Origin of the sequence: Nocardia carnea, assembly GCF_029869215.1 — a bacterium.
Taxonomy (GTDB): Bacteria; Actinomycetota; Actinomycetes; order Mycobacteriales; family Mycobacteriaceae; genus Nocardia; species Nocardia carnea_B.
This window is the reverse complement of the sequence record NZ_JARWPM010000209.1, coordinates 25,917-51,094: the sequence shown is the minus strand read 5'-3', so window position 1 is coordinate 51,094 and position 25,178 is coordinate 25,917. Positions and strand designations below refer to the sequence as shown.

The window sequence follows — 25,178 nt, the reverse complement described above, 5'->3', positions numbered from 1 at the left end:
ATTTCCCATGGCAGTTGTCACGATGTTCGTCAACGGGCAGGCGATGTCCGGCGGCACGTTGCACGACGCGCTGCATCGCGCGCGTTTCCTCGGCCCGGTCGAGACGGCACCGCGCTACCGGTTCTATTCGGTACGCGATGAATTCCCCGGCCTGCACCCGGTCGGCAGCGGCGGCTTCGTCGTACCGGGCGAACTCTACGAAGTCGAATACGACGTCCTGCGCGAGGAACTACTCCCCCGCGAGCCGGAAGAACTCGAACTGGGGGTTATCGAACTGGCGGACCGACGCGGCTCCCTGTCGATGCGAATGCGCAGGGAGGCGTTGGCGGCCCCCGGCGTCATCGATATCAGCGATCGCGGCGGATGGGTCGCCTACCGGGAGGCCACGCGATGAAGGTGATACGCGGCGGAACCGTCGTCGAAGCACACTGGTCGGGTCCGGCGGATCTGCTGATCGAGGGCGATACGATCGCGGCGGTGCTCGCGCCCGGTACCGCGGTCGACGCCGCGGCCGAGGTCATCGATGCCACCGGGAAACTCGTCCTGCCCGGCGGCGTGGACCCGCATTGCCATGTCGGATTCACCTCCGGCGAGTTCACCTCACTGGACTCCTACCGGGAATGCACCACAGCGGCGGTGTTCGGCGGCACCACTACCATTATCGACTTCGCCATACCCCGGCCGGGGCAGCAGCCGCTCGACGCGGCCGAGAAACAGCGCGCGAAAGCCGGCGACGGGCTGTGTGATTCGGCGCTGCACGCCTGCGTCGTCGAATGGAACGACACCACCGCCGGACAACTGGCCACCCTGGCCGATGCCGGAATCCGCACGGTGAAGATGTTCACCACCTACGCGGGAGAAACGATGGCCGACGAGCACACCATCCTCCGGACGATGCAGACCACCCGCGACCTCGGCGGCATGGTCGTCATCCATTGCGAATCCGATGCCATCGTCACCGACGCCCAGCGGTTCGCGGCCGCTTCCACCGGTCTCGATGCGGCACAGATGGCACAAACCCGGCCGGAGCTGGCCGAAACCGCTTCCGTCGCCGCCATTCTCGCGATTGCCGAATCGCAGCGGGCGCCGGTCTACTTCGTGCACCAATCGACCGCGGCGGCCGTCGAACTGGTCGCGGAGGCGCGCACACGCGGGCTCATCGCGTTCACCGAAGCGGTCACCCACCATCTGACCCTCGACGACACCGCTTACCGCGGCAGCGATCCGGAACGTTTCGTCTGCTGCCCACCGCTACGTTCCGCGGCGGTCGTCGAAGGGCTCGGCCGCCACCTGTTCACCGGCCAGATCACCACCATCGGTTCCGACCACTGCTGTTACGACACGGCGCAGAAGAAGGTGCACCGTCACGATGTCCGGCATATGCCGAACGGCCTGCCCGGCGTCGAAACCCGCCTGCCCGTGATCTTTTCGCACTATGTGGGCGAGCTGGGGCTGACCCCGAGCAGGTTCGTCGAACTCACCGCGGCGAACCCCGCCCGCACCAACGGTTTGTATCCGCGGAAGGGGTCCCTGATGCCCGGCGCGGACGCCGATATCGTTCTCTGGGACCCCGGCCTCGAATGGACCGTCACCACCGAGTCCTTGCATATGGCGACCGATTACACCCCCTACGAAGGACGCCGGCTGCGGGGCAAACCGGTCACGGTGCTCGTCCGGGGCACGGCCGTGGTGCACGACGGACAGCTACTCGACCCCATGCCCCGGGGCCGGCATATCGAGGCGGCGCCGCTCGATTTCCGGCTCTGCTGACCTGGCGGCCGGACATGGCGGTGTGCACGGCGACCACATCGGAGGAGGCGGCGGTCTCGTGGATCTCCCAGCGGAGATCGGCGTAGGTTGCACGCAACCACTGCGCCGTAGCGTAGAAGCCTGCCGGACCGGGCTCGCGGCAAGCGCATGACCGGTCGTTGCCGCGGCCCGATGCCGGACTCCGCGAACCGGGCACTCGCTCCCACCTCAGCGGTTCTTGTTCCGGGCGATCAGCTGACGGGTGATCACATTCTTCTGGATTTCGTTGGTGCCCTCGCCGACGATCATCAGCGGAGCGTCCCGGAAATACCGTTCGACGTCGAATTCGGTGGAATAGCCGTAGCCGCCGTGGATCCGGACCGCGTCGAGCGCGATCTGCATGGCGGTTTCCGAGGCGAACAGTTTCGCCATACCGGCTTCCATATCGGCGCGCTGCCCGGATTCGTAGCGACGGGCCGCGTACATCACCAGCTGGCGGGCCGCGGTGAGTTTCGTCGCCATCTCGGCAAGATAATTGCTGATGGACTGGTGTTCCCAGATCGGGCGGCCGAAGCTCTCCCGTTGCTGGGCGTAGCGCAGCGAATCCTCCAGTGCGGCCCGGCCGACGCCCAGGGCCCGCGACGCCACCTGGATGCGGCCCATTTCCAGACCGCGCATCATCTGTGCGAAACCCTTACCCTCCTCGGTGCCCAGCAGCGCGGAGGCGGGCACCTCGAAATCGGTGAAGGACAGCTCACAGCTCTCGACACCCTTGTAGCCGAGTTTCGGTAGATCGCGCGACACGTCGAAACCGGGGCCGTGCTCCACCAGCAGTATGCTCACGCCGCGATGCGGGGGCACCGCGTCCCGGTCGGTTTTGCACAGCAGCGCGATCAGCTGGGAGCGCCGGGCATTGGTGATCCAGGTCTTCGCGCCGTTGATCACATAGCGGTCGCCGGCGCGACGGGCCCAGGTTCGGATGGCCTGCAGGTCGGAGCCGCCGCCGGGTTCGGTCAACGCCATGGTCGCCCGGATCTCCCCGGTGGCCATCCGCGGGAGATAGTGGTCCTGCTGCTGCCGGGTGCCGAACGCCAGCAAGAGTTTCGCGACCACCGTATGCCCGCCCATCGCGCCCGCCAGGCTCATCCAGCCGCGTGCCAGTTCCTCGGTCACCGCGGCGTAGCAGGGCGCCGAAACCGCGGCCTCGCCCCAGGGTTCGGGAATCGCCAGCCCGAAGATGCCCATCGTCTTCATCTGCTCGATGAGGGTCTCCGGGTAGGTGTTGCTGTGTTCGAGTTCGCGGACGACCGGGGCGACTTCGCGGTCGACGAAGTCCGCCACCAGCGCGACCACCGCGGTTTCGTCTTCGTCCAGTTCGTACATTTCGGCGAGGTCCTTTCGGCAGGGGGCGCGTTACCCGGTACGCGGAGCGGATGCGGCGACGGGTTTGCCGGCCGTCGCGCAGGTCCGTAGTCCGCCGGGAACGCGTAGTCCGTTCATCATGTCCGCCGCGCCGGAACCGGGGTCGGCCCGGGGACGCCGGGGTCAGGGCACGAGGTAGCCGAGCGAGGCGGAGATCCGCCCCGCCGCCCGCCGGACGACGGGGATCAGGCCGCGCATCCGTTCGTCGGGCATATACGGCGTGGTCGCCGAAACACTCACCGCGCCCACGATGGCACGGGACGCATCGCGGATCGGCGCCGCGACGCAGCGGATGCCCGGTTCGTTGTCCTCGAGATCCAGCGCCGCGCCGGTTCTGGCGTATTCGCGCATCCGGGTGAGGAACCCGTCCAGGTCGTCGTGGCGGGCGGCGGCCGGAACCTGTGACTCGTCGGCGGCGTACTGGTCGGCCCAGCGGTCGGCGGCGTCGAGCAGCAACGCTTTGCCGACGCCGGCGCGGCTGAGCGGCATGCGGTACCCGATCCGCGAGCGCATCTCCGCACCCCGCGACCCCGGCAGTTTATCCAGGTAGAGCACCGAACCGCCGTCTTCGACGCCCAGATGGACGGTATCGAGCACGGTCGCCGACAGTTCCTCGAGCACCGGCCGCGCCACCACCGGCAGTGGGTTGCCGTGCAGCGCTTTGAAGCCGAGTTCGATCAGCGCCGGACCGAGCGCGTAACCCCGTTTGTCGTGGCGCAGAAATCCCTGGTTCACCAGTAGCTGAGCCAGCCGGTGGGTACTGCTGCGGCCCAGGCCGGTGTGCTCGACGATCCCGCGCAGGCCCTGCGCGCCGTCGGCGACCGCCCGGATCACGGCGAGGCCCCGCGCGAGGGTCTGGGTACCGGGGGGAATGTCGTCGTGCGGGCTGCTCATTCCGCTACGGTCCCACAAATAGGGATCAGGTTGGAAATAACGGGACGTCCTGTTCATAGTGACGGTCATGACACCGGACCGGCCTGGGCTCCCGACGCCGCGCCTCATCGCACTCGACTGGGGTACGACATCGATGCGTTCCTGGCTGCTCGGCGACGACGGCCGTATCCTCGACACCCGCAGCCGGGCCGGCGGCCTGCTCGAACTCGCCGAAGGTATCGACGCCGGCGATCCGGCGGCCCGGGCGCACGCCTACGAGACGGCGTATCTGCGGATCTGCGGCGACTGGGTACACGCCCACCCGGGGATCCCGGCACTGGCCTGCGGCATGGTGGGCAGCGCCCAGGGCTGGCGCGAGGCCGGCTACCTGACCGTTCCCGCGCGCCTCGAACACACCGCCCGCGAACTGACCGAGATCCGGTTCGACCAGGGCGTCGTCCACCTGGTCCCCGGCCTGCGCATCCCCTCGGACCCGCGGCACGACCTCCCCGGTGACGTCCTGCGCGGCGAAGAAACCCAGGTCGTGGGCGCGCTCGAGCTGATGAAACGCCCCGGCGCCGCACATACGCTGGTGCTGCCGGGTACGCACACCAAATGGGTGCGGGTCGAGGACGGCACGGTGGCGTCCTTCACCACCGCCATGACCGGTGAGCTGTACGGACTCGTCACCCGGTACGGTCTGCTGAGCCATACCGCGACCACCGCGCGGCGCGACGACACGGCCTTCGCCCGCGGCCTGACCGCCGGCTTCTCGGCCCGCGACCAAGGGCTCGGGACCGCCTTGTTCGGTGCGCGGGCACTGGTACTCGACGACCTGCTCGCCCCGGCCGCACTGGCCGACTACCTCTCCGGTGTCGTCATCGCCGACGAGGTGCGGCATGCGCTGCCGCGGTATCCCACGGCGGACCCGATCGTGCTCTGCGGTGCCGCCGACCTGTGCCGGCGCTACGCGATCGCCTTGGCGCGGTGCGGGGCACGGACGGAGATCGTGCGGGAGGACGCCACCGCCACCGGTTTGTGGTCGATCGCCGCCGCCGCCGGACTGACGGCACCGGAACGGCAACGGCGATGAGCGGGCGAGGACAGATGACGACTACCGAGGAGAAGTTGATGGGCGAATCACCGGAGACAACCGGGTCGGGATTGGTCGCGATCCTGCGCGGTATCACCCCCGGCGAAGTCGCCGCCGTGGGCGCGGCGCTGGTGGAGGCAGGTTTCCATGCCATCGAGGTGCCGCTCAACTCGCCGGACCCGTTCCGTTCGCTCGAGATCCTGGCCGCGAACTTCGGCGCGGTGTGCCCCATCGGCGCCGGAACGGTCCTGCGCGTCGAGGAGGTGGAGCGGGCCCGCGCGGCCGGTGCCACCATCATCGTGTCCCCGGATACGAACCCCGAGGTGATCGCCGCGACCGTGGCCGGCGGAATGCGTCCCTATCCCGGCGTCGCGACCCCCACGGAAGCGTTCGCGGCGGTCCGGGCCGGCGCGCGCAGCCTCAAGCTGTTCCCGTCCGAGGCGCTCGGCATCTCCGGGATGCGCGCCGTGCGGGCCGTCCTGCCCGCCGAGGTGGAAATGCTGCCGGTCGGCGGGGTCGACGAATCGAACCTTGCCGAATGGCGCGCCGCCGGAGCCGGTGGCGCCGGTATCGGCACGGCCGCCTACCGGCCGGGCGACACCGCAGATCAGGTGCGGGCGAAAGCCCGCCGGCTCGCGGCCGTCTGGGCATCGGCCCGGTAGTACCCGCACGTCACCGGACAACGCAGTCCGCTGCACAGGAGGAAAGCAATGAAGATCGCGTCGATCACGACGTACACGGTGCCGCCGCGCTGGCTGTTCGTGCGCATCGAAACCGACGACGGCGTCGTGGGCTGGGGCGAGCCCGTGCTGGAAGGGCGGGCGGCCTCGGTCGCCGCGACGGTCGAGGAACTGTCGGACTATCTGATCGGGCAGGATCCGGGCCGGATCGAGGATCTGTGGACGGTGCTCTACCGTGGCGGGTTCTATCGCGGTGGCGGTATCCATATGAGCGCGCTGGCGGGCATCGACCAGGCGCTGTGGGATATCAAAGGCAAGGCGCTGGGCGTGCCGGTGCACGATCTGCTCGGCGGCCGGGTCCGCGACCGGATCAAGGTGTACTCCTGGATCGGCGGCGACCGGCCGGGCGAAACGGCGCGGGCCGCCCGGGACGCCGTGGACCGCGGTTTCACCGCGGTGAAGATGAACGGCACCGAGGAACTGCAGTACCTCGATACCTGGGACAAGATCGACCGGTGCGTGGCCAATGTCGCGGCGGTCCGCGACGCGGTCGGCCCGAATATCGGTATCGGCGTGGATTTCCACGGCCGGGTGCACAAGCCGATGGCCAAGGTGCTGCTGCGCGAACTGGAACCGTTCCGCCTGATGTTCGTCGAGGAACCGGTACTGTCCGAGCACGTCGACAGCGTGGTGGACGTGCTGCGTAATTCGCCCGTTCCGATCGCGCTCGGTGAGCGGCTGTTCTCCCGCTGGGATTTCAAATCGGTGCTCGCTTCGGGCGCGGTCGATATCATCCAGCCCGACCCCTCGCACTGCGGCGGCATCACCGAAGCCCGCAAGATCGCGCAGATGGCCGAGGCCTACGATGTCGCGCTGGCCCTGCACTGCCCGCTCGGACCGATCGCGCTCGCCGCGTGCCTGCAGATCGACGCCGGCTGCTACAACGCGACCATCCAGGAACAGAGCCTGGGCATCCACTACAACACCACCAACGAGCTGCTGGACTACCTGGTGGATCCGGCGGTGTTCACCTACGCCGACGGACAGGTGCGGATCCCGGCCGGTCCCGGCCTGGGCATCGAGATCAACGAGGAATACGTGACCGAGCGGGCGGCCATCGGGCATCGGTGGCGCAACCCGATCTGGCGGCACGCCGACGGTTCGTTCGCGGAGTGGTGAGCATGAGAACAACTACCGAAAAGCCCGCCGCCTCCCGCGCGGCACTCGCCACGACCGCGAGCCGGGCCCGCATCCTCATCGCGGTCATGCTGTTCGTGACCGTGGTCATCAACTACATGGACCGCGCCAACCTGTCGATCGCGGCCCCGGCCATCGCCGACGAAATGGATCTGTCCTCGGCGCAGCAGGGCCTGCTGCTGTCCGCGTTCGGCTGGACCTACGCGGCGCTGCAGATCCCCGGGGGCTGGTTCGTCGACCGGGTGCCGCCCCGGGTGCTGTACCCCGTCTGCCTGGTGCTGTGGTCGCTGGCCACGGTGTTCATGGGCATCATCGGCGGCTTCGTGGCGCTGATCGTGCTGCGGTTGCTGGTCGGCGTATTCGAGGCGCCCGCCTATCCGATCAACAACCGGGTCGCGACCGCCTGGTTCCCCGAACGGGAACGCGCCACCGTGATCGGCTTCTACACCTCGGGCCAGTTCATCGGCCTCGCCCTGCTCACCCCGGTGCTGTCGTGGCTGCAGTCGGCGCTGAGCTGGCATTGGGTGTTCGTCTGCACCGGTGCCGTCGGCGTGGTGTGGGGTCTGGTGTGGTATCTCGTGTACCGGGAGCCGCGCGATTCCCGGGCCAACGAGGCCGAGATCGCCCATATCAGCGCGGGCGGTGGCCTGGTGGATCTGAACGAATCGCGGCCGGAACGCGCGAAGGTGACCTGGTCCGATATCGCGACCGTGCTGGGCCGGCGCAAACTGTGGGGCGTCTACCTGGGGCAGTTCTGCCTCACCTCGACGCTGTGGTTCTTCCTCACCTGGTTCCCGACCTACCTGGTCGAGTACCGGGATATGGATTACATCAAATCCGGTTTCCTGGCTTCGCTGCCGTTCATCGCCGCGGTGGTCGGGGTGCTGTTCTCCGGGGTTTTCTCCGACTTCCTCTTGCGGCGCGGGGTTTCGGTGGGTATCGCCCGCAAGGGTCCGATCATCGCCGGGCTGCTGCTGAGTACCACGCTGATCGGTGCGAATTTCACCGATTCCACCGCCCTGGTGATCGTGTTCCTGTCGGTCGCGTTCTTCGGCAACGGGCTGGCCTCCATCACCTGGTCCCTGGTGTCGGCGCTGGCGCCGGAACGGCTGATCGGGCTCACCGGCGGGATGTTCAACTTCATCGGCAACCTGTCCGGTATCGCGACCCCGATCGTCATCGGTTTCCTGGTCACCGATGCCAGCTTCGCGCCCGCCTTCGTGTACATGACGGTCGTCACATTGCTCGGGATCACCTCCTATGTGCTGCTGGTCGGTCGCGTCGAACGCGTACAGGAATCGCGGCCCGCGCAGGTACCGGCGTAGCGGAGCGCACCCGGTGTTCGCTCGCCGGTCCGCTGCCCGGCGGACCGGCGATTCCACCGGAAAACACGGCGCTGACCTGGCGGTACGGCACAAATAGGTATGCCTCGGGTCAATCGGCCGACGCGCTTCGGGCCGGAACGGCCGATGCTGGTACCCGAACACCCCCGACCCGAATCCCGAGGCTCGCCGATGCCGCAGTTCCACCCGGAGCGCACCTGTAGAACATCCGAAGACTCTGCGCGGGCGGCGACGGACGCGCTGACGATCCGCCGCTGCGTCGCCTGCGACACACTGTTCGCGCCGACAACGGCCCGCTGCTCGGCGTGCCGGTCCGACGAGCTCGAGCCGGTGGTGGCGGCCGGTACCGGGTCCATCGTGTGCTGGCGGACCGTGGAATGCGCCCCGAACGCCCTCACCGATCCGGTGCCGGCGACCCTCGCGATCGTCGAACTCGACGAAGGCCCGTGGGTGTACACGACGATCGCGGGGCCCGTCCCGCAGGCCGCGGGGACACCGGTACGGGTGCGGTTCCGGACGCCGCCGAAGGGCGACCGCTTCCCGGTTTTCGCGGTCACCCGGGAGACCACCGTCCCCGCGACATAACCGGCCGTACCGCGCCACCGCCGTTCAACCAGCGGCCGTCGCGTACCGCCCGGCCCCGGCGTGTGCGTCTCGCCGCCGCGTCCCCTCGGCGATACAGTTGAGGTGGCGGAAGGTGCGCAGATGTTGCACGATGCCCACACAGAACCTCGACGGGCCGGATCCGGGTCATGACCGCCGACGACCCGCTGCGGACGCGGCGTGATTCGGATACTTCCGTCGCCGCGGAACTCGAGGCGGCCGGTTTCGCATCGGCCACCGAGATCGGGCGCGGCGGTTTCGGGATCGTCTACCGCTGTACTCAGCAAGCGCTCGACCGGACGGTGGCGGTCAAAATCCTCACCGGCGAAACCGACGAGGACAACCGGGCGCGGTTCGTCCGCGAACAACGGGCGATGGGCCGCCTGACCGGGCACCCCAATATCGTCCCCGTACTGGAGGCCGGCGTCACCGACGGCGGCCGCCTCTACCTGGTGACTCCCTACTACGCGGCCGGTTCGCTGGACCAGCGGATCCGCCGGAACGGACCGCTCACCTCCGCGGACGCCCTGCAACTCGGGGTGAAGATCGCCGGCGCGCTGGAGAGCGCGCATCGTGTGGGGGTCGTACACCGGGACGTGAAACCCGGCAACATCCTGCTCACCGACTACGGCGAACCCGCGCTGACCGATTTCGGTATCGCCCATATCGCCGGGGGTTTCCGCACCGCCGAGGGCACGGTCACCGGGTCACCGGCGTACACCGCGCCCGAGGTGCTCGAGGGGAACACCCCGACACCGGCCGCCGACGTGTACGGGCTGGGAGCGACGCTGTTCAGCGCGCTCACCGGCCACGCGGCCTTCGAACGCCGGACCGGCGAGAAAATCGTGACCCAGTTCCTGCGTATCACCAGCCAACCGGTGCCCGACCTCCGTGAACACGGTATCGCCGGGGAAATCACGACCCTGGTCGAATCGGCGATGAAGCGGGATCCGCGGGCGCGGCTGTCCGCTGCGGGATTCGGGGAGGAGGCCAGGCGAGTTCAGCAACAACTCGGATTCCCGGTGGGCGCGATGGCGCTGCGGGACACCCCGCTCGACGGGACACGCCACGAGGGGGCGGTACCGGCGTCCCGCGCGGCCGTCGTCCCCGACCGCACCGGCAACCTACCGCTCGAGCTCACCAGTCTCGTCAACCGGCGAACCGAACTCGCGGAAGTGAAGAACCTGTTGTCCACCCACCGGCTGGTGACGCTCACCGGTATCGGCGGGGTCGGCAAGACCCGGCTGGCGCTCCGTGCCGCCACCCAGGTGTCCCGGGACTATTCCGACGGCGTCTGGCTGATCGAACTGGCCGATGTCACCGAGCCCTCGCTCCTTGTCGATGTCATCGCGGCCACGGTGGGGGTCCGCAACGAATCGGCCGTCCCGCTGCTCGACGTGCTGCTGCAGTTCCTGTGCCCACGCGACACACTGCTCGTCCTGGACAACTGCGAACACCTGGTCCAGGCGATCGCCGAGTTGAACGAGGCGATGCTGCGGTCGTGCCCGGAGCTGCGGGTGCTGGCCACGAGCCGGGAGCCGCTGAACACAGCCGGTGAAGCGGTGCTTCGGGTCAGTCCGCTCACGGTCCCCGAAGCGGGCCGGGAACCCGGCCTCAAGGGTATGCCCCGCTTCGACGCCGTGACGTTGTTCGCCGAACGCGCGGCCGCGGCGGTTCCGGGGTTCGAACTCACCGAGGACAACAAAGGCGCCGTGGCCGGGATCTGTGCCCGGCTCGACGGGCTGCCACTGGCGATCGAGCTGGCGGCCGCCCGGATGCGCACGATGTCGCCCCAGCAGATCCTGCAGCGGCTCAACGACCGGTACGCACTGCTCACCCGCGCCGGTCGCACCGCCCCGACCCGCCAGCAAACGCTACGGCTGTGTATCGACTGGAGTTTCGACCTGTGCACCCCGGTGGAACGGCAGCTGTGGGCACAGCTGTCGGTGTTCGCCGGTAGCTGCGAACTGGACGCCGTGGAAGGGGTCTGTGACGTCGACACAGCGCCGGAGTGTCTGCTGGACGTGCTGTCGGCGCTGGTCGACAAGTCGGTCCTGGCGCGCGAGGAGACCGGTAACGTTGTCCGTTTCCGGATGCTGGAAACCCTGCGCGACTACGGCCGGCAGGAACTGCGGGCCACCGGCCGGTTCCCGGACCTGCGCCGGCGGCACCACGCCTGGTACCAGCGGCTGCTCGACGATTCCGCGGAGACCTGGATCGGCTCCGAGCAACCGACATGGATCGCGCGCCTGGAACGCGAACAAGCCAATCTGCGTGACGCGCTCGAATACTGCCTGTCCGAGGACACCCCCGAGGCCACCGAGGCAGGCCTGCGCACCGCGACAGGGCTCTACGAGTTCTGGAACTTCCGCGGTTTGTACGGGGAGGGCCGGTCGTGGCTGAACCGCCTGCTCGCCCGCCCCGGCTCCTATTCGGTGCCGGTACGCATCGAGGCACTGTGCGCCGCGGGGAAGCTGGCGGCGACACACGGCGAATTCCCGGCGGCACAGGAACAGCTGCAGGAGGCGCGGGCACTGGCGACCACCGAACTCCGGCAGCCCACCCGCGCCCAGATCGCCTACGCGGAAGGCTTGTTCGCCCTGGCGCAGGGCGAATCGGACCGAGCCCGCTCGCATTTCGACCGCGCGGTGGAACTGACCGCCGCGGAGCCGTACGGACAACTCCGGATGAGCGCGCTCACGCTGCTGGGCTGGGCCTACGAGCTGGCCGGCGATACCGATCGCGCCGCCGATTTCTACCGTGCGGTGCTGGCGGTGACCGAGCCGCGCGGCGAGCACCTGCACCGCTGCGCGGTACTGCGGGGGCTGGGGGTCGCCGCCTGGCGGCACGGCGAGCGCGCCCGGGCCCAGCAGTTGCTCACCGAAGCGCTGCGCGTGAACAGCGGCCTGAACAGCAGGGTGCTCACCGTGTTCGGCCTCGAAGGGCTGGCCTGGACGCTGGACCCCCGCAGCGACGCCGAACGCGCGGCGGTGCTGATGGGGGCCGCGGAGGGATTGGCACCGGCCGGCAGCCAGGTAACGCTCGTGTTCCACAATATGGCGCGTTTCCACGACGACTGCGAACGGGCGGCGCGCCAGGCCCTGGGTACTCGCGCGTTCGACGCCGCCTTCCGGCGGGGGCAGTCGATGAGTATGAACACCGCCGTCGCCTATGCCCTCGGGGCGCCCGAGGGCGAACGTCGCTCCGGGTCCGGCGCGGCGGGCACATTGACCAAACGCGAGCGCCAGGTCGCCGATCTGGTCGCCCAGGGGTTCAGTAACCGGCAGATCGCGGCGAAACTGGTGATCTCCCAGCGCACTGCCCAGAGCCATGTGGAACATATTCTGACCAAACTCGGTTTCACCTCGCGCGCCCAGATCGCCGCCTGGATCACCGAGAACGCCCAGGACTGAGCGGCGGCCGCGGAAATTCACGGGCGAAATCGCGGCGCGGCCGCCATCATTCACCGTATGACCGGCTACCCGCATCGATATCGAACGGACGGCACACCGACTCGGAGCGACGATGACCACCCCTGACAGAACCGAACGCCCGGACCTCACCGGCTGGCGCCGGCGGCAGCAATTGCGCCACTCCAGCGCCGCCCAGCCCATCCCGTCCGGTAAGAACTACCGGCGCAAACCCAAACACTCTCGGGCGCGCGAGATCCGCGACGCTGATCGCTGACCACCGGCCGCGTCCGGCCGGCTTTCCGGACCGGCCGGCACGAAACCGCCACGGTCGCCGAGGATTCGCCGGTTCGTCATCACCGGTTCACCCTGCCCCACCCACCTCGGCGACTACGATCTTCCCATCGAGGGGAAGGTGGCGAATTGACTTATCGCCGTGGGTCGTTGGCGGCCACCGTAATTCTGCTGGTGTGTGCGGTGCTGTCCGGTTGCGGGACCGATACCGACACCGAACCCGTCACCGCCTACGACCCGGACGCCGCGGTGCTGAACATCGTCGCCGGTTCGGAACACGAGGCGGTGTTCCAGCAGATCGTGCAGCCGTGGTGCGCGGACCAGGAGCTGACCTGCACCATGACGAAACTGGGGTCGGTGGATCAGGCGCGGCTGCTGGAAACCGGCGACGCGCCCTACGACGCGTTCTGGTTCGCCAGCAGCGTTTTCCAGCAGTTCGGTGATACCGCGCACCGGCTGCAGCAGGTGCAGCCGATGTTCAGCACGCCCGTCGTCTACGCCGGGCGGCGCAGCGAACTCGAGGCGCTCGGATTCCTCGGCCGGGAGGTCGGGATCGAGGAGATCCTGGTCGCGGCCGAAACGAAGAAGACGACGGTGTGGGCCACCAACCCCACCCAGTCCAACTCCGGTGCGACCGTATTGCTGGGCTTCCTGAACCATTTCGCCGGAAACGGGCCCGGCGTACCGTTGACCCAGGCGCAGCTGGATTCGGAGCCGGTCCGCACCGGCTTCACCCGGTTCGCCCGCGCCGTCACCCGGACACCGCCGTCCACCGGTCTGCTGATGGACGAATGCCTGGCCGTGCCGGAGCAGTGCAAGACGATGTTCACCTATGAGGATTTGGTGATCGAGCGGAACCAGCAACTGGTGGCGGCCGGACAGGAGCCGCTGCACGTGATCTATCCGAAGGGTGTGCTCGCGATCGCGGATGCGCCGCTGGGCTATCTGCCTCATGGCGACAACCCCGCGAAACTGGATAATTTCCGCAAGCTGCAGGATTTCCTGCTCTCGGCCGATACCCAGCGGCGGCTGGTGCAGCTCGGCCGGCGGCCGATCTCCAGTATCGGACTCTCCCTGCCCGACGCCCCACCCGCGGTATTCGATCCGGCGTGGGGTGTACAGCCGACCCTCGACGAGCAGCCGATCACCTATCCCGCCGCGCCGGTGATCGCCCGGGTATTGGAGGACTACCAGACGGTCTATCGCACCCCGACCGACCTGGTGTACTGCATCGACGCATCCGGAAGCATGGACACCAACGGTGGCTGGACGGGGGTACTACGCGCCGCGGACCTGCTCTTCGACCCCGGCCAGGCGAAGAAATACCTGCTGCAGACCGGGCCGAAGGACCGGACCGCGATCCTGCTGTTCAACCAGAACACCGCCTCCACGGAATGGGCCCGCGGTAACGCGGACGCCGTCCTGCGGTCGCTGCGCGATCAGGTGCACTCCCGACGGCCGGGCGGCGATACCGGTATCTACCGCTGCCTGAGCACGGCGGCCGACCGATTCGCCGGGACGGCCGAACCGGGACGTAAACGCATGATCGTGCTGATGACCGACGGCGCGGATACCGTGGGCGGCCCCGGCCTCGAGGTCATCGCCGCGACCGGGATCCCCGTGGTGGTGATCGGATTCGGATCCGATATCGAGCAGGACGCCTTGCGGGAGATCGCCGAGCGCACCGGCGGATCGTATTCGACCAGCGACGATATGGTCGCGGCCCTGCGCCAGGCCACCGGCTACCGGTAGGCCGGGCGTGCCGGACAATGCCGCGGTGATCGCGGCGCTGGTGGTATTCGTTCCCGCCTTTCTCGGTCTCTTCGCCGTACTCGGCACACCGGTGGGCGCGGCCCTGGTCGCCGTGGGTGCGGCCGTACTGGCGGGCCTGGCCGGGCAGGCGGTGTCGCAGCGGGCGCGGCGCGACCGCCTGGCCCGAGCGGTGGCCGAGGCGAACAGCCGGGTGGCGGCACTGGCGACGCAGGTATCGCATCCCGCCACCCGGGCCTCCCTGTTGCACGCCTGCGATACCGTGCCGCGGTTGCTGGCGCGGACCGCGGAAGCCGATCCCGCGGCGCTTCCCATGACCCTGCACAAACTGTCCGACTATCTCGGCAGTGTGGAATCGGTACTGCGCCGCTATCTCGAAATCCAGGAGTACCCGTCGTCCTACCGCGACGCCGACAGGCTGCTGGCGAACAGCCGCCGGACGCTCACCGGATTCGAATCCTTCGCGAACCACGCCGCCGAACAGATCGGCGAAGCGAATCTCGAATCCTTCTTCCGGGATCTCGCGCATCTGGAACTCATGAATCCGCCCCGGTTGCCCCCGAGCGAGGAACTATGAACCGATCCCGTCTCCCCGTCCTCATCGCGGTCCTGTTCGCCGTGGTCGTCCTCGTTGTCGGGGTCCTGGTGATCCTGCGGGAGAACCGGGCGCCCGCCGCGCTGCAGCAACTCGTCTGCCTGGGCGGATCCGAGAAGTCGGCGCTGATGGACGATCCCGAGGTCCGTGCCGTCCTGCGCGACGAGTACGGGCTGGAGGTGCGCTTCGACAAACGGGGCTCCTACGACCTGGTCCAGCTACCCACCGACCAGCTGCGCGCGCAGCGGATCGACTGCCTGTGGCCGTCCTCGGCGAGTGCCCGCAGCATATTCGAGGAGGAACACGACCTCACCGATTTCCCGGACTACCGCGCCGAAGCCGTGCTGGAGACCCCGGAGGTGATCTACGCGGGTGCCGCCGCCACCGATGCCCTGGTCCGGGCCGGGATCGTCGCCTTGCGCGACAACGCCTACTACGTGGTCGATTTCAAACGGCTGCTGCTGGAGTACGTGCTGCCCGAACGGCGGTGGGAAGATCTGGGCACCACCAACCCGGCGGGTCCGGTCCGGATCACCAGCACCGACCCGCAATCCTCGAATTCTGGCTTCACCCTGCTGCAACTCGAGTTGACGGTGGTCGCCTCCGGCGATGTTTTCCAGCCGCCGACGGTCGCCGAGGCCCGGGCCGGGCTGCCCACGGTGCGCGGGCTCTACGACGCGCAGGGGCTGCAGTCCGACAGTTCCGACGGTGGGTTCCGCGAATGGCTGGTACAGGGTGCCACCTCGCTGTACGCGGGCTATGAGAACCAGGTGCTCCAGCAACTGGTCGCCTACCGCGACGACGCCGCCTCCACCGGGGAGCTCCTGGCGAAAACCCGCCTGCTGTACCCGGACCCCACCATCTTCAACAGCAACCCGCTGCTCACGCTCACCGCGTCCGCGCATCCGCTGATCACGGCGCTCCGGGATCCGGCAATCCAGGACATCGCCTGGAAACGCTACGGTTTCCGCTCCGCCACCCAGCTCGGTGCCGCCGATACCGCGGATTTCGCGCAGATCCCGCTGGCCGCCCACCCGCGCGCCATCGCACCACCCCGGGCCGATGTCACCCGCCTGCTGCTGGCCTGTGTCCGCGACGGCCAGTGCTCGTGACGACGGCTACAGGGCCCATCGGAAACGAGTCAACCGGCCCGACCGGCATCCGGCCCGGCAGGCGAAACCCTGGCGACCGGTTACCGCGATTCGATTTGCCGATTCGCCCGCCGTCGGCTGGGATCGGTGCATGTGAGCGGAAACAGGATCGTTTCGACCGGCGGGCCCGCCGGGCTGGGCCGGCGCGCAGTACTGCAGGCGGGTGCGGTCGCCGCGGCGGGGGTACTCACCGCGCCCGCCGCCCGCGCCGCGACGCCGGTGTTCGGCCACGGGGTCGCGTCGGGTGATCCGCTACCCGACGGGGTGATCCTGTGGACCCGGGTGACGGTGGGCCCGGACGCGGTGCCGGGATCCGGGGCCGGCGGTCCGGTCGCCGTGCGCTGGGAGGTGTCCGCGGACGCGGACTTCCGCGCGATCGTGGCGTCCGGAACGGTCACCACCAGCGCGGCGGACGACCATACGGTGAAGGTCGATGTGCGCACTCTCGCTCCCGCGCAGGACTACTGGTACCGGTTCACCGCCCTCGGCGCACTGTCCATGGTGGGCCGTACCCGCACCGCACCGGCGGCCACGGCGATCCCCGAGGGACTTCGTTTCGGGGTGGTCTCGTGTTCGAACTGGGAGGCCGGCTATTTCGCCGCGTACCGGCACCTGGCCGGGCGCGACGATCTCGATGCCGTAGTCCATCTGGGCGATTACCTCTACGAGTACGCGACCGGCTCGTTCGGCGGCCGCGCCGGATCGGTCCGGCGGCACGAACCGGCGCACGAGATCGTCACGCTCACCGACTACCGGATCCGGCACGGACAGTACAAAACCGATCCCGATCTGATGGCCCTGCATGCCCGGGTGCCGTTCATCTGCACCTGGGACGACCACGAATCGGCCAACAACGCGTGGTCCGGCGGTGCCGAGAACCACGATCCGGCTGTCGAGGGCGAGTGGCCGGCGCGGCGCGCCGCCTCGGTGCGCGCCTACCTCGAGTGGATGCCGGTGCGCGCGCAGGGCTCGGCGGCGGCACCGCGGATCTATCGGCGGCTGCGATTCGGCGGTCTCGCCGAACTGTCGATGCTCGATCTGCGCAGCTATCGCGATGCCGAACCGCGCCTCGGTTCCCGCGACGGGGACGACCCGGCCCGCACGATCACCGGCGCGGCGCAGATGGAGTGGCTCACCGCCGGACTGCTGTCGGGCTCGGCACGCTGGCAGCTGGTGGGCAATTCGGTGATGCTCTCGCCCTTGGCTTTTCCACCGCTGGACCCGGACACAACGGCCGCCGTCACCCGGGTCCTCGGAATTCCGCGCGAGGGCCTGGCGCCCAACACCGATCAATGGGACGGCTACACCGCCGACCGGCGGCGCCTGCTCGCAGCCCTCACCGAGCGGAACGCGACGAATATCGTCTACCTCACCGGCGATATCCACAGTTCATGGGCCGGGGATGTACCGCTCCACGCCGCGGCCTACCCCGGCGGCCCCACCGCGGGGGCGGAGTTCGTGGTGCCGTCGGTGACCTCCACGGGTATCGGCGATCTCCTGCCCGGCCCGCCCCGTACCTCCTCGATCGCGCTGGAGAACGCGATCCGGGCGCTGAATCCACATATTCGTTACGCCGAACTCGATTCGCACGGTTACGGCGTCGTCGATATCGCCACCGACCAGGTGCGCATGGAGTGGTTCTACGCGGTGGACGTCACCGACCCGCGTACCGGGGTCGCGCTCGGAGCATCGTGGGTATTACCGCACGGCGGCCGCCTCCGCCCGGGTCCATGACACGAGCGGCCCGCCCGGCCCGCACCGACGAGGACGGCACCACCACACGGTGTCGGCACCCGCACGCGCGGATCCGAGCCGCTGCGCGCGGGTGGCCGGGCCGCCTCGGCCGGTCTTCGACGCCGCCCTGCCCCACCCGGACATGGCGCACCCGCGGGGCGGCTCGGTAGTGGAAGCCGGGGCGCTGCTCCACCACTTGATAGGCAAGCATCTACTTGCCTATAGTCGGGGGTGTGCACACCGACCAGGGACTCGTCTTCAAAGCGCTCGCCGATCCGACCCGGCGGGCAATACTGGACGAACTGGCCGACCGCGACGGACAGACCCTGTTCGAACTGTGCGGGCGGATCACCATGAAGCATGGTCTCTCGTCCACCCGGCAGGCGATCTCCCAGCATCTCGATCACCTGGCCGCCGCGGGCCTGGTTCGTACCCGTCGCGACGGGCGGCACAAATTCCATTACCTCGACCGCGCTCCCCTGCGCGGTCTCACCGACCGCTGGCTGGAGGAATAATGTTGCGGATCAATGTCACGAGCGTCTACGTCGACGACCAGGCCAAGGCCCTGCGTTTCTATACCGAGATCCTCGGCTTCCAGAAGAAGACCGATGTCCCGGTCGGTGACGCTTCCTGGCTGACCGTGGTCTCACCGCTGGATCCCGACGGCGTCGAACTGCTGCTCGAACCGACCGGCCATCCCGCGGCGAAGGTCTACAAACAGGCGCTGGTCGAGGACGGGATTCCGTTCACCTCCTTCGCGGTGGCGGACCTGGACGCCGAATGCGAGCGGCTGCGCGGGCTCGGCGTGCGGTTCACCCAGGACCCGGTGGATTACGGCACGGTGAAAACCGCCGTTTTCGACGACACCTGCGGCAACCTCATCCAGATCGCCCAGGAAACCCCGGCATAGGCGCAACCTCGCCGCGGCACACCCGCGCACGGGCCCGGTGAGAACCGGTGCGGCCGTTCGAGACCGGCGGCGTCACGCGGCACGGACCCGAGTGAGTCCCCATTCCCGGGCGAGCAGGCGATGCGAGGTCAACCGGTCCTCGTGCCGGTGGGTCACACTCGTGACCACCAGTTCGTCGGCGCCGGTCAGCCGCTGCAGCGCCGACAGCCGGGCGGCGACGTCCGCCGGTGTCCCCACGAACTGGGTGCTCACCCGATCGTCGACCAGCTTCCGCTGCTGAGCTGTCAGCGGGGGCGCGGTGTCGGGGTCCAGGTATTCAGCCGCTCCGGCACCGCTGCGGATACCGGCCACCCAGTGCCCGTAGGTGGACGCGAGGTGCCGGGCCCGGGTGTCGTCCTCGGCGACCACCACATCGGCCGAAACCACCAGATACGGCTCCGGGAACTGCTCCGACGGCCGGAACGCGGCGCGGTAGCCCGCCACGGTTTCCAGAATCGTCCCCGGCGATACGTGATAGTTGGCGACGAACGGCAGGCCGAGGCGGCCCGCGAGTTGCGCGCTCTCCCCACCGCTGCTGCCGAACAGCCACAGCTGCACATCGGCGCCCTCCCCCGGTACGGCACGCAGGTGGGTCCCGTCGGAGGTCGTGTACGTGCCGGCGAGCAGTGCGCGGATCTCGGCGACCTGCTCGGCGTAGTCCAGCGGTTCGGCCCCGGGCAGCCGGAGCGCTTCGAGCGAGGCCGCCAACCGGCTCGTATCGCGGATCTGCGCGGGAGTGAACGGTGCCGGGACGACCACCCCGTCGCGGACCACGGCCGGCCGGGACGCCGGCGGAGGCGGCGGGGTCCCGGGGGCACGCAGGGGCGGGAGGCGATGCGCCGAACGCCCCAGTCCGAGATCCAATCGGCCCGGGTACAGCGCGTCGACGGTGCCGAAGGCCTCCACCACCGACGCCGAGGTCCGGTAGCCCGCCTGCACGGCGGCGGAGCCGACGCGGATCGTTTCGGTGGCGGCCGCGATGAGCGCGATCAGTTCGGTGGGCGCCGAGGAGGCCACCGCCACGAAATGGTGTTCGGCGACCCAGTACCGCCGGTACCCCCAGGTTTCGGCGTGGCGGGCGAGGTCGATGGTGTTGCGGATCGCCTGCCGGGCATCCGATCCCGTGCTGATGGGCGAAAGGTCCAGAACCGATAACGGTGTGGTCATGATGCCCGTACCTGCTTTCCGGCGCGGTGCGGGTGGCGCAGGCCCAGATGGTCGCGCAACGTGGTCCCGCGGTATTCGGTGCGGAAATTTCCGCGATCCTGGAGTTCTGGCACGACCTTGTCGACGAATTCGTCCAGCCCGCCGGGAGTGAGATGGGGTACGAGGATGAATCCGTCGGCCGCGTCCGCTTGGACGTAGCGGTCGATCTCCGCCGCGACAGCAGCCGGTGTACCCACGAACTGCTGCCGGGCGGTGACCTCGATGACGAGTTCCCGGATGCTCAGCTTCTCCGCCTCGGCCCGGGCCCGCCATCGACGCACCAGGCCTCGCGGATCACTGGTGTGCCGGACCCGGCCGCGGGTGATCGTCACATCGTCGAGCGGTTCGACGTCCGGTAGCGGGCCGTCGGGGTCGTAGGCGGACAGGTCACGGCCCCAGACCTGTTCGAGGAAGGAGATCGCGGTCTGCGGGCTCACCTGTTTCAGCCGGATCTCCCGGGCCCGTTCCTCGGCGTCGGCGGCACTGTCGCCGAGCACGAAGGTGGCCGCGGGCAGGATCAGCAGATCATCACGGTCGCGCCCGTACTTGGCGAGCCGGTTCTTCATATCGGTGTAGAACCGCTGCCCCGCTTCGAGTTCGCCGTGCCGGCTGAAGATCGCGTCGGCGGTGGCGGCGCCGAACTCCCGGCCCTCGTCGGAGTCACCGGCCTGGAGTTGGACCGGATACCCCTGCGGGCTGCGCGGCAGTACGAATGTGCCGGTGATATCGAATTGTTCACCGGTGTAGCGGAATTCGGGTACCGGCCGCGCGAAGACGCCGCGTTCGCGGTCGACGACCAGCGCATCGGCGGGCCAGCTGTCCCACAGTGCGCGGGTGGCGGCCACGACCTCGGCCGCCCGCGTATACCGGCGGGAATGGTCGAGGTAGCCGCCGCGGCGGAAGTTCTCCCCGGTGAACGCGTCGGAAGAGGTCACCGCGTTCCAGGCGGCGCGGCCGGCCGACAGATGATCCAGGGTGGCGAACTGTTTCGCGAGTTCGAACGGTTCGTTGAACGTGGTGTTGATGGTCCCGGCGAGACCCAGCCGCGTGGTGACCGCGGCGAGCGCGTTGAGCACCGTGAAGGTATCGGGCCGCCCCACCACGTCCAGGTCGTGGATCCGGCCCCGGTGTTCGCGCAGCCGCAGACCCTCGGCGAGGAAGAAGAAATCGAACAGCCCGCGTTCGGCCGTCCGGGCCAGGTGGACGAACGAGTCGAAGGCGATCTGGCTGCCCGACTCCGGATCGTTCCAGACCGTGGTGTTGTTGACGCCGGGGAAATGTGCGGCGAGATGAATTCGCTTGCCGGACGTACTTTTCGACACAGGTCACGCCCCTTCGGTCGCATAACGGTTCAGTGGCCGCGGCAATCCCAGGCGGCCGCGCAGGGACAGCAACGGCGCGGGTATCCGGTCCAGAAACGCCGCCTGCGCCAGGGGCCGCAGGACCAGGCCGTCGGCGGCGCGTTCCCGCTGAGCCCGCGCGATGAGTGCGCGCAGGGAGTCTCCGGTGCCGAGATGGCGCAGGGTGGCCGGCGCCGGCCCGGTGGCCCAGGTGTCCAGTTCCGCCACCTCCGCTTCCGCGACCGCCGCCGACGCCGCGAGATGGACCTCGATATCGAGCAGGACGCTGATCAGGTCCGGATCGCGGCCCGCGGCGGCGGTGGCCGCCCGCAACACCGACCGGGTCTCGGCGGCCGTCGCCAGCTCGGGTGCGGTGATCCGGAGCAGGTCGCCGCGCTGGACGGCGACGCGGGTCGCGTGCGGGCCGTCCGCCCGGATCGCGATCACGGGCTGCCCCTGCGGCGGCCGCGGGGTGATCGAGGGGCCTTTCACCGAGAAGTTGTCACCGGTGAAATCGATGTAGTGCAGTTTGCCGCGGTCGATGAACCGCCCGGTCGGCGTATCGCGGATCTCCGCGTCGTCCTCCCAGCTGTCCCACAGCCGGGTGACCACGTCGATCGCCTCGTCCGCCTCGTGCCACAGCGCACTGTCCGGCTGTTCCGGTTTCCGCCCGAACAACCGGGCCTGCGGCGCCCCGGGCGAGACCGTCACCTCCCAGCCCGCCCGGCCGGACGAGGCGTAGTCGAGACTGGCGACGGCCTTGGACAGGTGGAAGGGCTCGGTATGGGTGACCGGGCCCTGCGGGATCAGCCCGATGCGGGTGGTCACCGGCGCGAGCCGCGCGGCGATCCCGATCGCGTCGAGCCGGCCGCGCGCGCCACCGGATTGCAGGGCGAAGGAATCCGGCAGGAACACCAGATCGAGCCCGGCCCGCTCGGCCGCGGTGACCGCGTCCACCCAGAAACCGGCGGTGAACAGGTCCTCGGCGCGCGAATCCGGGCGCCGCCAGGAGCCGGGATGGGCGCCGGTGCCGTCCAGTTCGACGGCGATCAGCAGCGGTGCGGCATGCGGCATCACGCGGTCCTTTCCTGCTGCCGGCGCCGCGCGGCGCCGGGAATCGCGAGCAGCAGCTCGCGGGTGTAGTCGTGTCGCGGCGCCTCGAAAACCTCGGCGGTACGGCCGGTTTCGACGACCCGGCCGGACCGCATGACGGCGACTCGATCACTGACGTCGCGGACGACGGCCAGATCGTGCGAGATGAACAGATAGCTCAACGCGAGATCGGACTGGAGCTCTCCGAGCAGGTCCAGGATCTGCTCCTGCACCGAGACGTCGAGGGCGGAGACGGGTTCGTCGAGCACCACCAGCTCCGGGCGCAGGGCCAGCGCCCGGGCGATGGCCACCCGCTGCCGCTGTCCACCCGACAACTCCGCCGGACGCCGCCGCGCACAGGCTTCCGGGAGCGCGACCCGGTCCAGCAGTTCGGCCACCCGGTTCCGGCGGGTGCTCCGGGACCCGACACCGAATGCCTGCAGCGGCTCGGCCACGATCCGCGCCACGGTGAGTTTCGGATTCAGTGACGCATACGGGTTCTGATACACGATCTGGACGCGCCGGCGCCATTCCCGCAACCGCGCGCCGCGCAGGGCGGCGATATCGACGCCGTCGAATTCGACCACGCCGCGGTCGGGCGCCTCGAGCCGCGCGACGATCCGGGCGGTGGTGGATTTGCCGGAACCGGATTCCCCCACGATCGCCAGTGTTTCCCCGCGGTCGACGGTCAGCGAGACCTCGTCGACCGCGGTGAGCGTGGCGCCGCGGCCGGCGCGGAAGGTTTTGTGCAGACCGCGAGCCGACAGCAGCGGGGTGGCCGCCCGCGGACGGAGCGCCCGCACGGGCCGGTGCGCGCCCGAGGCGGCGGCCAGCAGGCGGCGCGTGTAGTCGTGGCGGGGTGCGGTGAGTACCTCCGCGGCCGCACCGGTCTCCACGATCCGGCCCTGCCGGAGCACCACGATCCGGTCGGCGCGGTCGGCGGCCACGCCGAGGTCATGGGTGATCAGCAGAACCGCCGTCCCGGATTCGGCCGTGCGTCCCGCCAGATGGTCCAGGATCCGCCGCTGCACCGTCACGTCGAGCGCGCTGGTCGGCTCGTCCGCGATCACCAGGCGCGGCCGGCAGGCCAGCGCGATCCCGATCAGCACTCGCTGACGCTGACCACCCGAGAGATCCTGCGGGAACTGCCGGGCACGTAGTCCGGGCCGGTCGATCCCGGCCTCGGTCAGGATCCGCACGGCCTCGGCCCACGCCGTGCGCCGATCGGCCCGCCCGTGGATCCGCAGTGTTTCGGCGACCTGGTCACCGATCCGCAGTACCGGGTTCAGCGATACCGCCGGGTCCTGCGGGACCAGCCCGATCTCGGCGCCGCGCAGCCGCCGCCACGCGCGCGGCGGCAACCGGTCGATCCGCTCGCCGCAGAAGGTGACGGTGCCGGCGGTGATCACGGCACCACCGCTCGGCAGGCCGATCACCGCGTGGGCCAGACTGGATTTCCCGGACCCGGACTCGCCGACGAGCGCCACCGTTTCTCCGGCGTGCATCGTGAGCGATACCTCGTCGACTGCCGTGGTGACGCTATCGCCGGAGCGATACTCGACGCGCAAGCCGTCGACCCGCAACACCTCGTCCGCCGCCGCGACCGCGGTCCCCGCCCGGGCGAGCGCCGCCGGCCCCGTCACAGCGACCACCCGGCGAAGTACACCCGCGGCATCCGTTCGGCGAGCCCGGTATTGAACGACCAGCCCCGGCGGAAGAATTCTCGACCGCGGCGCAGCGCCGCCACCAGCGGATCCCCGGCCGGATCGGCGGCCGCACGGGGTCTGTTCGCCACGCCTGCTCGGTGGTCGGCCGCCGCTGCCCGGCCGCGCGGCCGGCCCGGGTCGGGGGAATTCATCGCAAACCCTCCTGAGCGAGTGCCCGGCCCAGGCGCTGGGTCGCGAGCACCAGCGCGATGATCACGAGACCGGGCAGGGTGGTGAGCCACCACGCGGTGGCCAGATAGTTACGTCCCTCCGAGATCAGCGAACCCCATTCCGGGGCCGGTGGCGCGGCACCGTAGCCGAGGAAACTCAGCGCGGAGACAGCGAGCACCGCGAGCCCGAACTCCACCGCGGCCAGCGCCGCCACCGGTGCGTAGGCGTTACGCAGGACGTGCCGGACCAGCACGATGTACCAGCGCACCCCCGACGCGTACGCGGCCTCCACGTACGGCGCCCGGCGTACGCGCAGTACCTCCGCGCGCATCACCCGGGCGAATCTCGCGATGAGGGCCACGCCCACCGCGAGCGCCACATTGCCGGTACCGAAGCCGAGCACCGTGACGAGCGCCAGCGACAGCAGGAGTTCCGGAATGGACAGCAGCACATCCACGCCGCGCATCACCGCACTGTCGACGGCTCCGCCCACCGCGCCCGCGAGCAGACCGATCAGCGATCCGGCCACCAGCCCGAGCACGACGGCGAGCACCGTCGCGGTGAGGGACAGGCTCGCCCCGTGCACGACCCGCGTGTACAGATCGCGACCGAGGTTATCGGTGCCGAACCAGTGCTCGGGGCCGGGACCCCGGAACTTCTCGCTCGGCACGCCACTGCGCGGATCTCCGTCGCTGAACAGCCCGGGAGCCAGCGCCCAGCCGAGGACGAGCAGGAGAACGCCCACGGACACCACCAGTCCCACCGCGGGCCGGCGGCGCGGCATCCACGGCCGACCGCCG

23 protein-coding genes are annotated in these 25,178 nt (G+C 69.4%); 15 read left to right on the top strand and 8 right to left on the bottom strand.

Features of this window, described 5'->3' with window-relative positions; genetic code table 11:
• Positions 1-7 precede the first annotated feature (7 nt).
• Positions 8-394 (top strand): allophanate hydrolase-related protein, encoded by a 387-nt coding sequence (locus QH276_RS14555; protein WP_280398598.1) that lies wholly within the window; start codon positions 8-10, stop codon positions 392-394.
• The gene (gene hydA, locus QH276_RS14550) at positions 391-1,770 is read left to right on the top strand and encodes a dihydropyrimidinase (protein WP_280398599.1); all 1,380 of its coding nucleotides are present in this window, start codon (positions 391-393) and stop codon (positions 1,768-1,770) included. Before QH276_RS14555 ends, hydA begins: the two co-directional genes overlap by 4 nt.
• A gap of 207 nt (positions 1,771-1,977) precedes the next feature.
• Here the strand turns inward: hydA and QH276_RS14545 are convergent, their stop codons facing one another.
• Both QH276_RS14545 and QH276_RS14540 read right to left on the bottom strand, forming a co-directional pair.
• Positions 1,978-3,132, bottom strand: a complete 1,155-nt coding sequence (locus QH276_RS14545; RefSeq protein WP_280398600.1) for an acyl-CoA dehydrogenase family protein — start codon at positions 3,130-3,132, stop codon at positions 1,978-1,980.
• Positions 3,133-3,294: 162 nt separating this feature from the next.
• On the bottom strand, positions 3,295-4,065 hold the full coding sequence (locus QH276_RS14540) for an IclR family transcriptional regulator (RefSeq protein WP_280398601.1): 771 nt from the start codon (positions 4,063-4,065) through the stop codon (positions 3,295-3,297).
• Between the two features lie 67 nt (positions 4,066-4,132).
• Here QH276_RS14540 and QH276_RS14535 point away from each other — a divergent pair, with 67 nt between their 5' ends.
• The 13 genes from QH276_RS14535 to QH276_RS14475 all read left to right on the top strand — a co-directional run bounded on the left by QH276_RS14535 (position 4,133) and on the right by QH276_RS14475 (position 18,824).
• Positions 4,133-5,137 carry a 2-dehydro-3-deoxygalactonokinase gene (locus QH276_RS14535; RefSeq protein WP_280398602.1) on the top strand — a complete coding sequence of 335 codons (1,005 nt, stop codon included), beginning with the start codon at positions 4,133-4,135 and terminating at the stop codon, positions 5,135-5,137.
• Between the two features lie 14 nt (positions 5,138-5,151).
• Positions 5,152-5,799, top strand: a complete 648-nt coding sequence (locus QH276_RS14530; protein ID WP_280398603.1) for a 2-dehydro-3-deoxy-6-phosphogalactonate aldolase — start codon at positions 5,152-5,154, stop codon at positions 5,797-5,799.
• 48 nt (positions 5,800-5,847) lie between these two features.
• The gene (gene dgoD / locus QH276_RS14525; RefSeq protein WP_280398604.1) at positions 5,848-6,996 is read left to right on the top strand and encodes a galactonate dehydratase; all 1,149 of its coding nucleotides are present in this window, start codon (positions 5,848-5,850) and stop codon (positions 6,994-6,996) included.
• A 2-nt stretch (positions 6,997-6,998) separates the two neighbouring features.
• On the top strand, positions 6,999-8,339 hold the full coding sequence (locus QH276_RS14520) for an MFS transporter (protein WP_280398605.1): 1,341 nt from the start codon (positions 6,999-7,001) through the stop codon (positions 8,337-8,339).
• Between the two features lie 189 nt (positions 8,340-8,528).
• Positions 8,529-8,942 carry a Zn-ribbon domain-containing OB-fold protein gene (locus tag QH276_RS14515; protein ID WP_280398606.1) on the top strand — a complete coding sequence of 138 codons (414 nt, stop codon included), beginning with the start codon at positions 8,529-8,531 and terminating at the stop codon, positions 8,940-8,942.
• A 167-nt stretch (positions 8,943-9,109) separates the two neighbouring features.
• Positions 9,110-12,373 (top strand): protein kinase domain-containing protein, encoded by a 3,264-nt coding sequence (locus QH276_RS14510; protein WP_280398607.1) that lies wholly within the window; start codon positions 9,110-9,112, stop codon positions 12,371-12,373.
• 112 nt (positions 12,374-12,485) lie between these two features.
• Complete coding sequence (locus QH276_RS14505) at positions 12,486-12,647, top strand: hypothetical protein (protein ID WP_280398608.1); 162 nt, start codon at positions 12,486-12,488, stop codon at positions 12,645-12,647.
• A gap of 146 nt (positions 12,648-12,793) precedes the next feature.
• Entirely contained in the window at positions 12,794-14,416 is a 1,623-nt protein-coding gene (locus QH276_RS14500; RefSeq protein WP_280398609.1) for a VWA domain-containing protein, read from the top strand.
• A gap of 7 nt (positions 14,417-14,423) precedes the next feature.
• Complete coding sequence (locus QH276_RS14495) at positions 14,424-15,011, top strand: hypothetical protein (protein ID WP_280398610.1); 588 nt, start codon at positions 14,424-14,426, stop codon at positions 15,009-15,011.
• Complete coding sequence (locus QH276_RS14490) at positions 15,008-16,141, top strand: hypothetical protein (RefSeq protein ID WP_280398611.1); 1,134 nt, start codon at positions 15,008-15,010, stop codon at positions 16,139-16,141. The genes QH276_RS14495 and QH276_RS14490 overlap by 4 nt, the downstream gene beginning before the upstream one ends.
• Before the next feature lie 132 nt (positions 16,142-16,273).
• On the top strand, positions 16,274-17,914 hold the full coding sequence (locus QH276_RS14485; RefSeq protein WP_280398612.1) for an alkaline phosphatase D family protein: 1,641 nt from the start codon (positions 16,274-16,276) through the stop codon (positions 17,912-17,914).
• 233 nt (positions 17,915-18,147) lie between these two features.
• Entirely contained in the window at positions 18,148-18,429 is a 282-nt protein-coding gene (locus QH276_RS14480; RefSeq protein ID WP_280398613.1) for an ArsR/SmtB family transcription factor, read from the top strand.
• Positions 18,430-18,431: 2 nt separating this feature from the next.
• Positions 18,432-18,824, top strand: a complete 393-nt coding sequence (locus QH276_RS14475; protein ID WP_280398655.1) for a VOC family protein — start codon at positions 18,432-18,434, stop codon at positions 18,822-18,824.
• A gap of 72 nt (positions 18,825-18,896) precedes the next feature.
• Here the strand turns inward: QH276_RS14475 and QH276_RS14470 are convergent, their stop codons facing one another.
• Genes QH276_RS14470 through QH276_RS14445 form a run of 6 tightly spaced genes read right to left on the bottom strand, consistent with a single transcriptional unit; the run spans position 18,897 to position 25,162 of the window.
• Positions 18,897-20,030, bottom strand: a complete 1,134-nt coding sequence (locus QH276_RS14470) for an LLM class flavin-dependent oxidoreductase (protein WP_280398614.1) — start codon at positions 20,028-20,030, stop codon at positions 18,897-18,899.
• The gene (locus QH276_RS14465; RefSeq protein WP_280398615.1) at positions 20,027-21,391 is read right to left on the bottom strand and encodes an NtaA/DmoA family FMN-dependent monooxygenase; all 1,365 of its coding nucleotides are present in this window, start codon (positions 21,389-21,391) and stop codon (positions 20,027-20,029) included. Before QH276_RS14465 ends, QH276_RS14470 begins: the two co-directional genes overlap by 4 nt.
• Positions 21,392-21,394: 3 nt before the next feature.
• Entirely contained in the window at positions 21,395-22,483 is a 1,089-nt protein-coding gene (locus QH276_RS14460; protein WP_280398616.1) for an LLM class flavin-dependent oxidoreductase, read from the bottom strand.
• On the bottom strand, positions 22,483-24,144 hold the full coding sequence (locus QH276_RS14455; protein ID WP_432278616.1) for a dipeptide ABC transporter ATP-binding protein: 1,662 nt from the start codon (positions 24,142-24,144) through the stop codon (positions 22,483-22,485). The genes QH276_RS14460 and QH276_RS14455 overlap by 1 nt, the downstream gene beginning before the upstream one ends.
• On the bottom strand, positions 24,141-24,359 hold the full coding sequence (locus QH276_RS14450; RefSeq protein ID WP_280398617.1) for a hypothetical protein: 219 nt from the start codon (positions 24,357-24,359) through the stop codon (positions 24,141-24,143). The genes QH276_RS14455 and QH276_RS14450 overlap by 4 nt, the downstream gene beginning before the upstream one ends.
• Positions 24,356-25,162, bottom strand: a complete 807-nt coding sequence (locus QH276_RS14445) for an ABC transporter permease (RefSeq protein WP_280398657.1) — start codon at positions 25,160-25,162, stop codon at positions 24,356-24,358. Before QH276_RS14445 ends, QH276_RS14450 begins: the two co-directional genes overlap by 4 nt.
• Between the last annotated feature and the right edge of the window lie 16 nt (positions 25,163-25,178).

Bases quoted from the DNA above. Each gene is read 5' to 3' on its own strand.
- QH276_RS14510 (WP_280398607.1), top strand. From the start codon at position 9,110: ATGACCGCCGACGACCCGCTGCGGACGCGGCGTGATTCGGATACTTCC.
- hydA (WP_280398599.1), top strand. From the start codon at position 391: ATGAAGGTGATACGCGGCGGAACCGTCGTCGAAGCACACTGGTCGGGT.
- QH276_RS14520 (WP_280398605.1), top strand. From the start codon at position 6,999: ATGAGAACAACTACCGAAAAGCCCGCCGCCTCCCGCGCGGCACTCGCC.
- QH276_RS14470 (WP_280398614.1), bottom strand. From the start codon at position 20,030: ATGACCACACCGTTATCGGTTCTGGACCTTTCGCCCATCAGCACGGGA.
- QH276_RS14540 (WP_280398601.1), bottom strand. From the start codon at position 4,065: ATGAGCAGCCCGCACGACGACATTCCCCCCGGTACCCAGACCCTCGCG.
- QH276_RS14450 (WP_280398617.1), bottom strand. From the start codon at position 24,359: ATGAATTCCCCCGACCCGGGCCGGCCGCGCGGCCGGGCAGCGGCGGCC.
- QH276_RS14515 (WP_280398606.1), top strand. From the start codon at position 8,529: ATGCCGCAGTTCCACCCGGAGCGCACCTGTAGAACATCCGAAGACTCT.
- QH276_RS14535 (WP_280398602.1), top strand. From the start codon at position 4,133: ATGACACCGGACCGGCCTGGGCTCCCGACGCCGCGCCTCATCGCACTC.
- dgoD (WP_280398604.1), top strand. From the start codon at position 5,848: ATGAAGATCGCGTCGATCACGACGTACACGGTGCCGCCGCGCTGGCTG.
- QH276_RS14530 (WP_280398603.1), top strand. From the start codon at position 5,152: ATGACGACTACCGAGGAGAAGTTGATGGGCGAATCACCGGAGACAACC.
- QH276_RS14505 (WP_280398608.1), top strand. From the start codon at position 12,486: ATGACCACCCCTGACAGAACCGAACGCCCGGACCTCACCGGCTGGCGC.
- QH276_RS14545 (WP_280398600.1), bottom strand. From the start codon at position 3,132: ATGTACGAACTGGACGAAGACGAAACCGCGGTGGTCGCGCTGGTGGCG.
- QH276_RS14490 (WP_280398611.1), top strand. From the start codon at position 15,008: ATGAACCGATCCCGTCTCCCCGTCCTCATCGCGGTCCTGTTCGCCGTG.
- QH276_RS14445 (WP_280398657.1), bottom strand. From the start codon at position 25,162: ATGCCGCGCCGCCGGCCCGCGGTGGGACTGGTGGTGTCCGTGGGCGTT.
- QH276_RS14555 (WP_280398598.1), top strand. From the start codon at position 8: ATGGCAGTTGTCACGATGTTCGTCAACGGGCAGGCGATGTCCGGCGGC.
- QH276_RS14460 (WP_280398616.1), bottom strand. From the start codon at position 22,483: ATGCCGCATGCCGCACCGCTGCTGATCGCCGTCGAACTGGACGGCACC.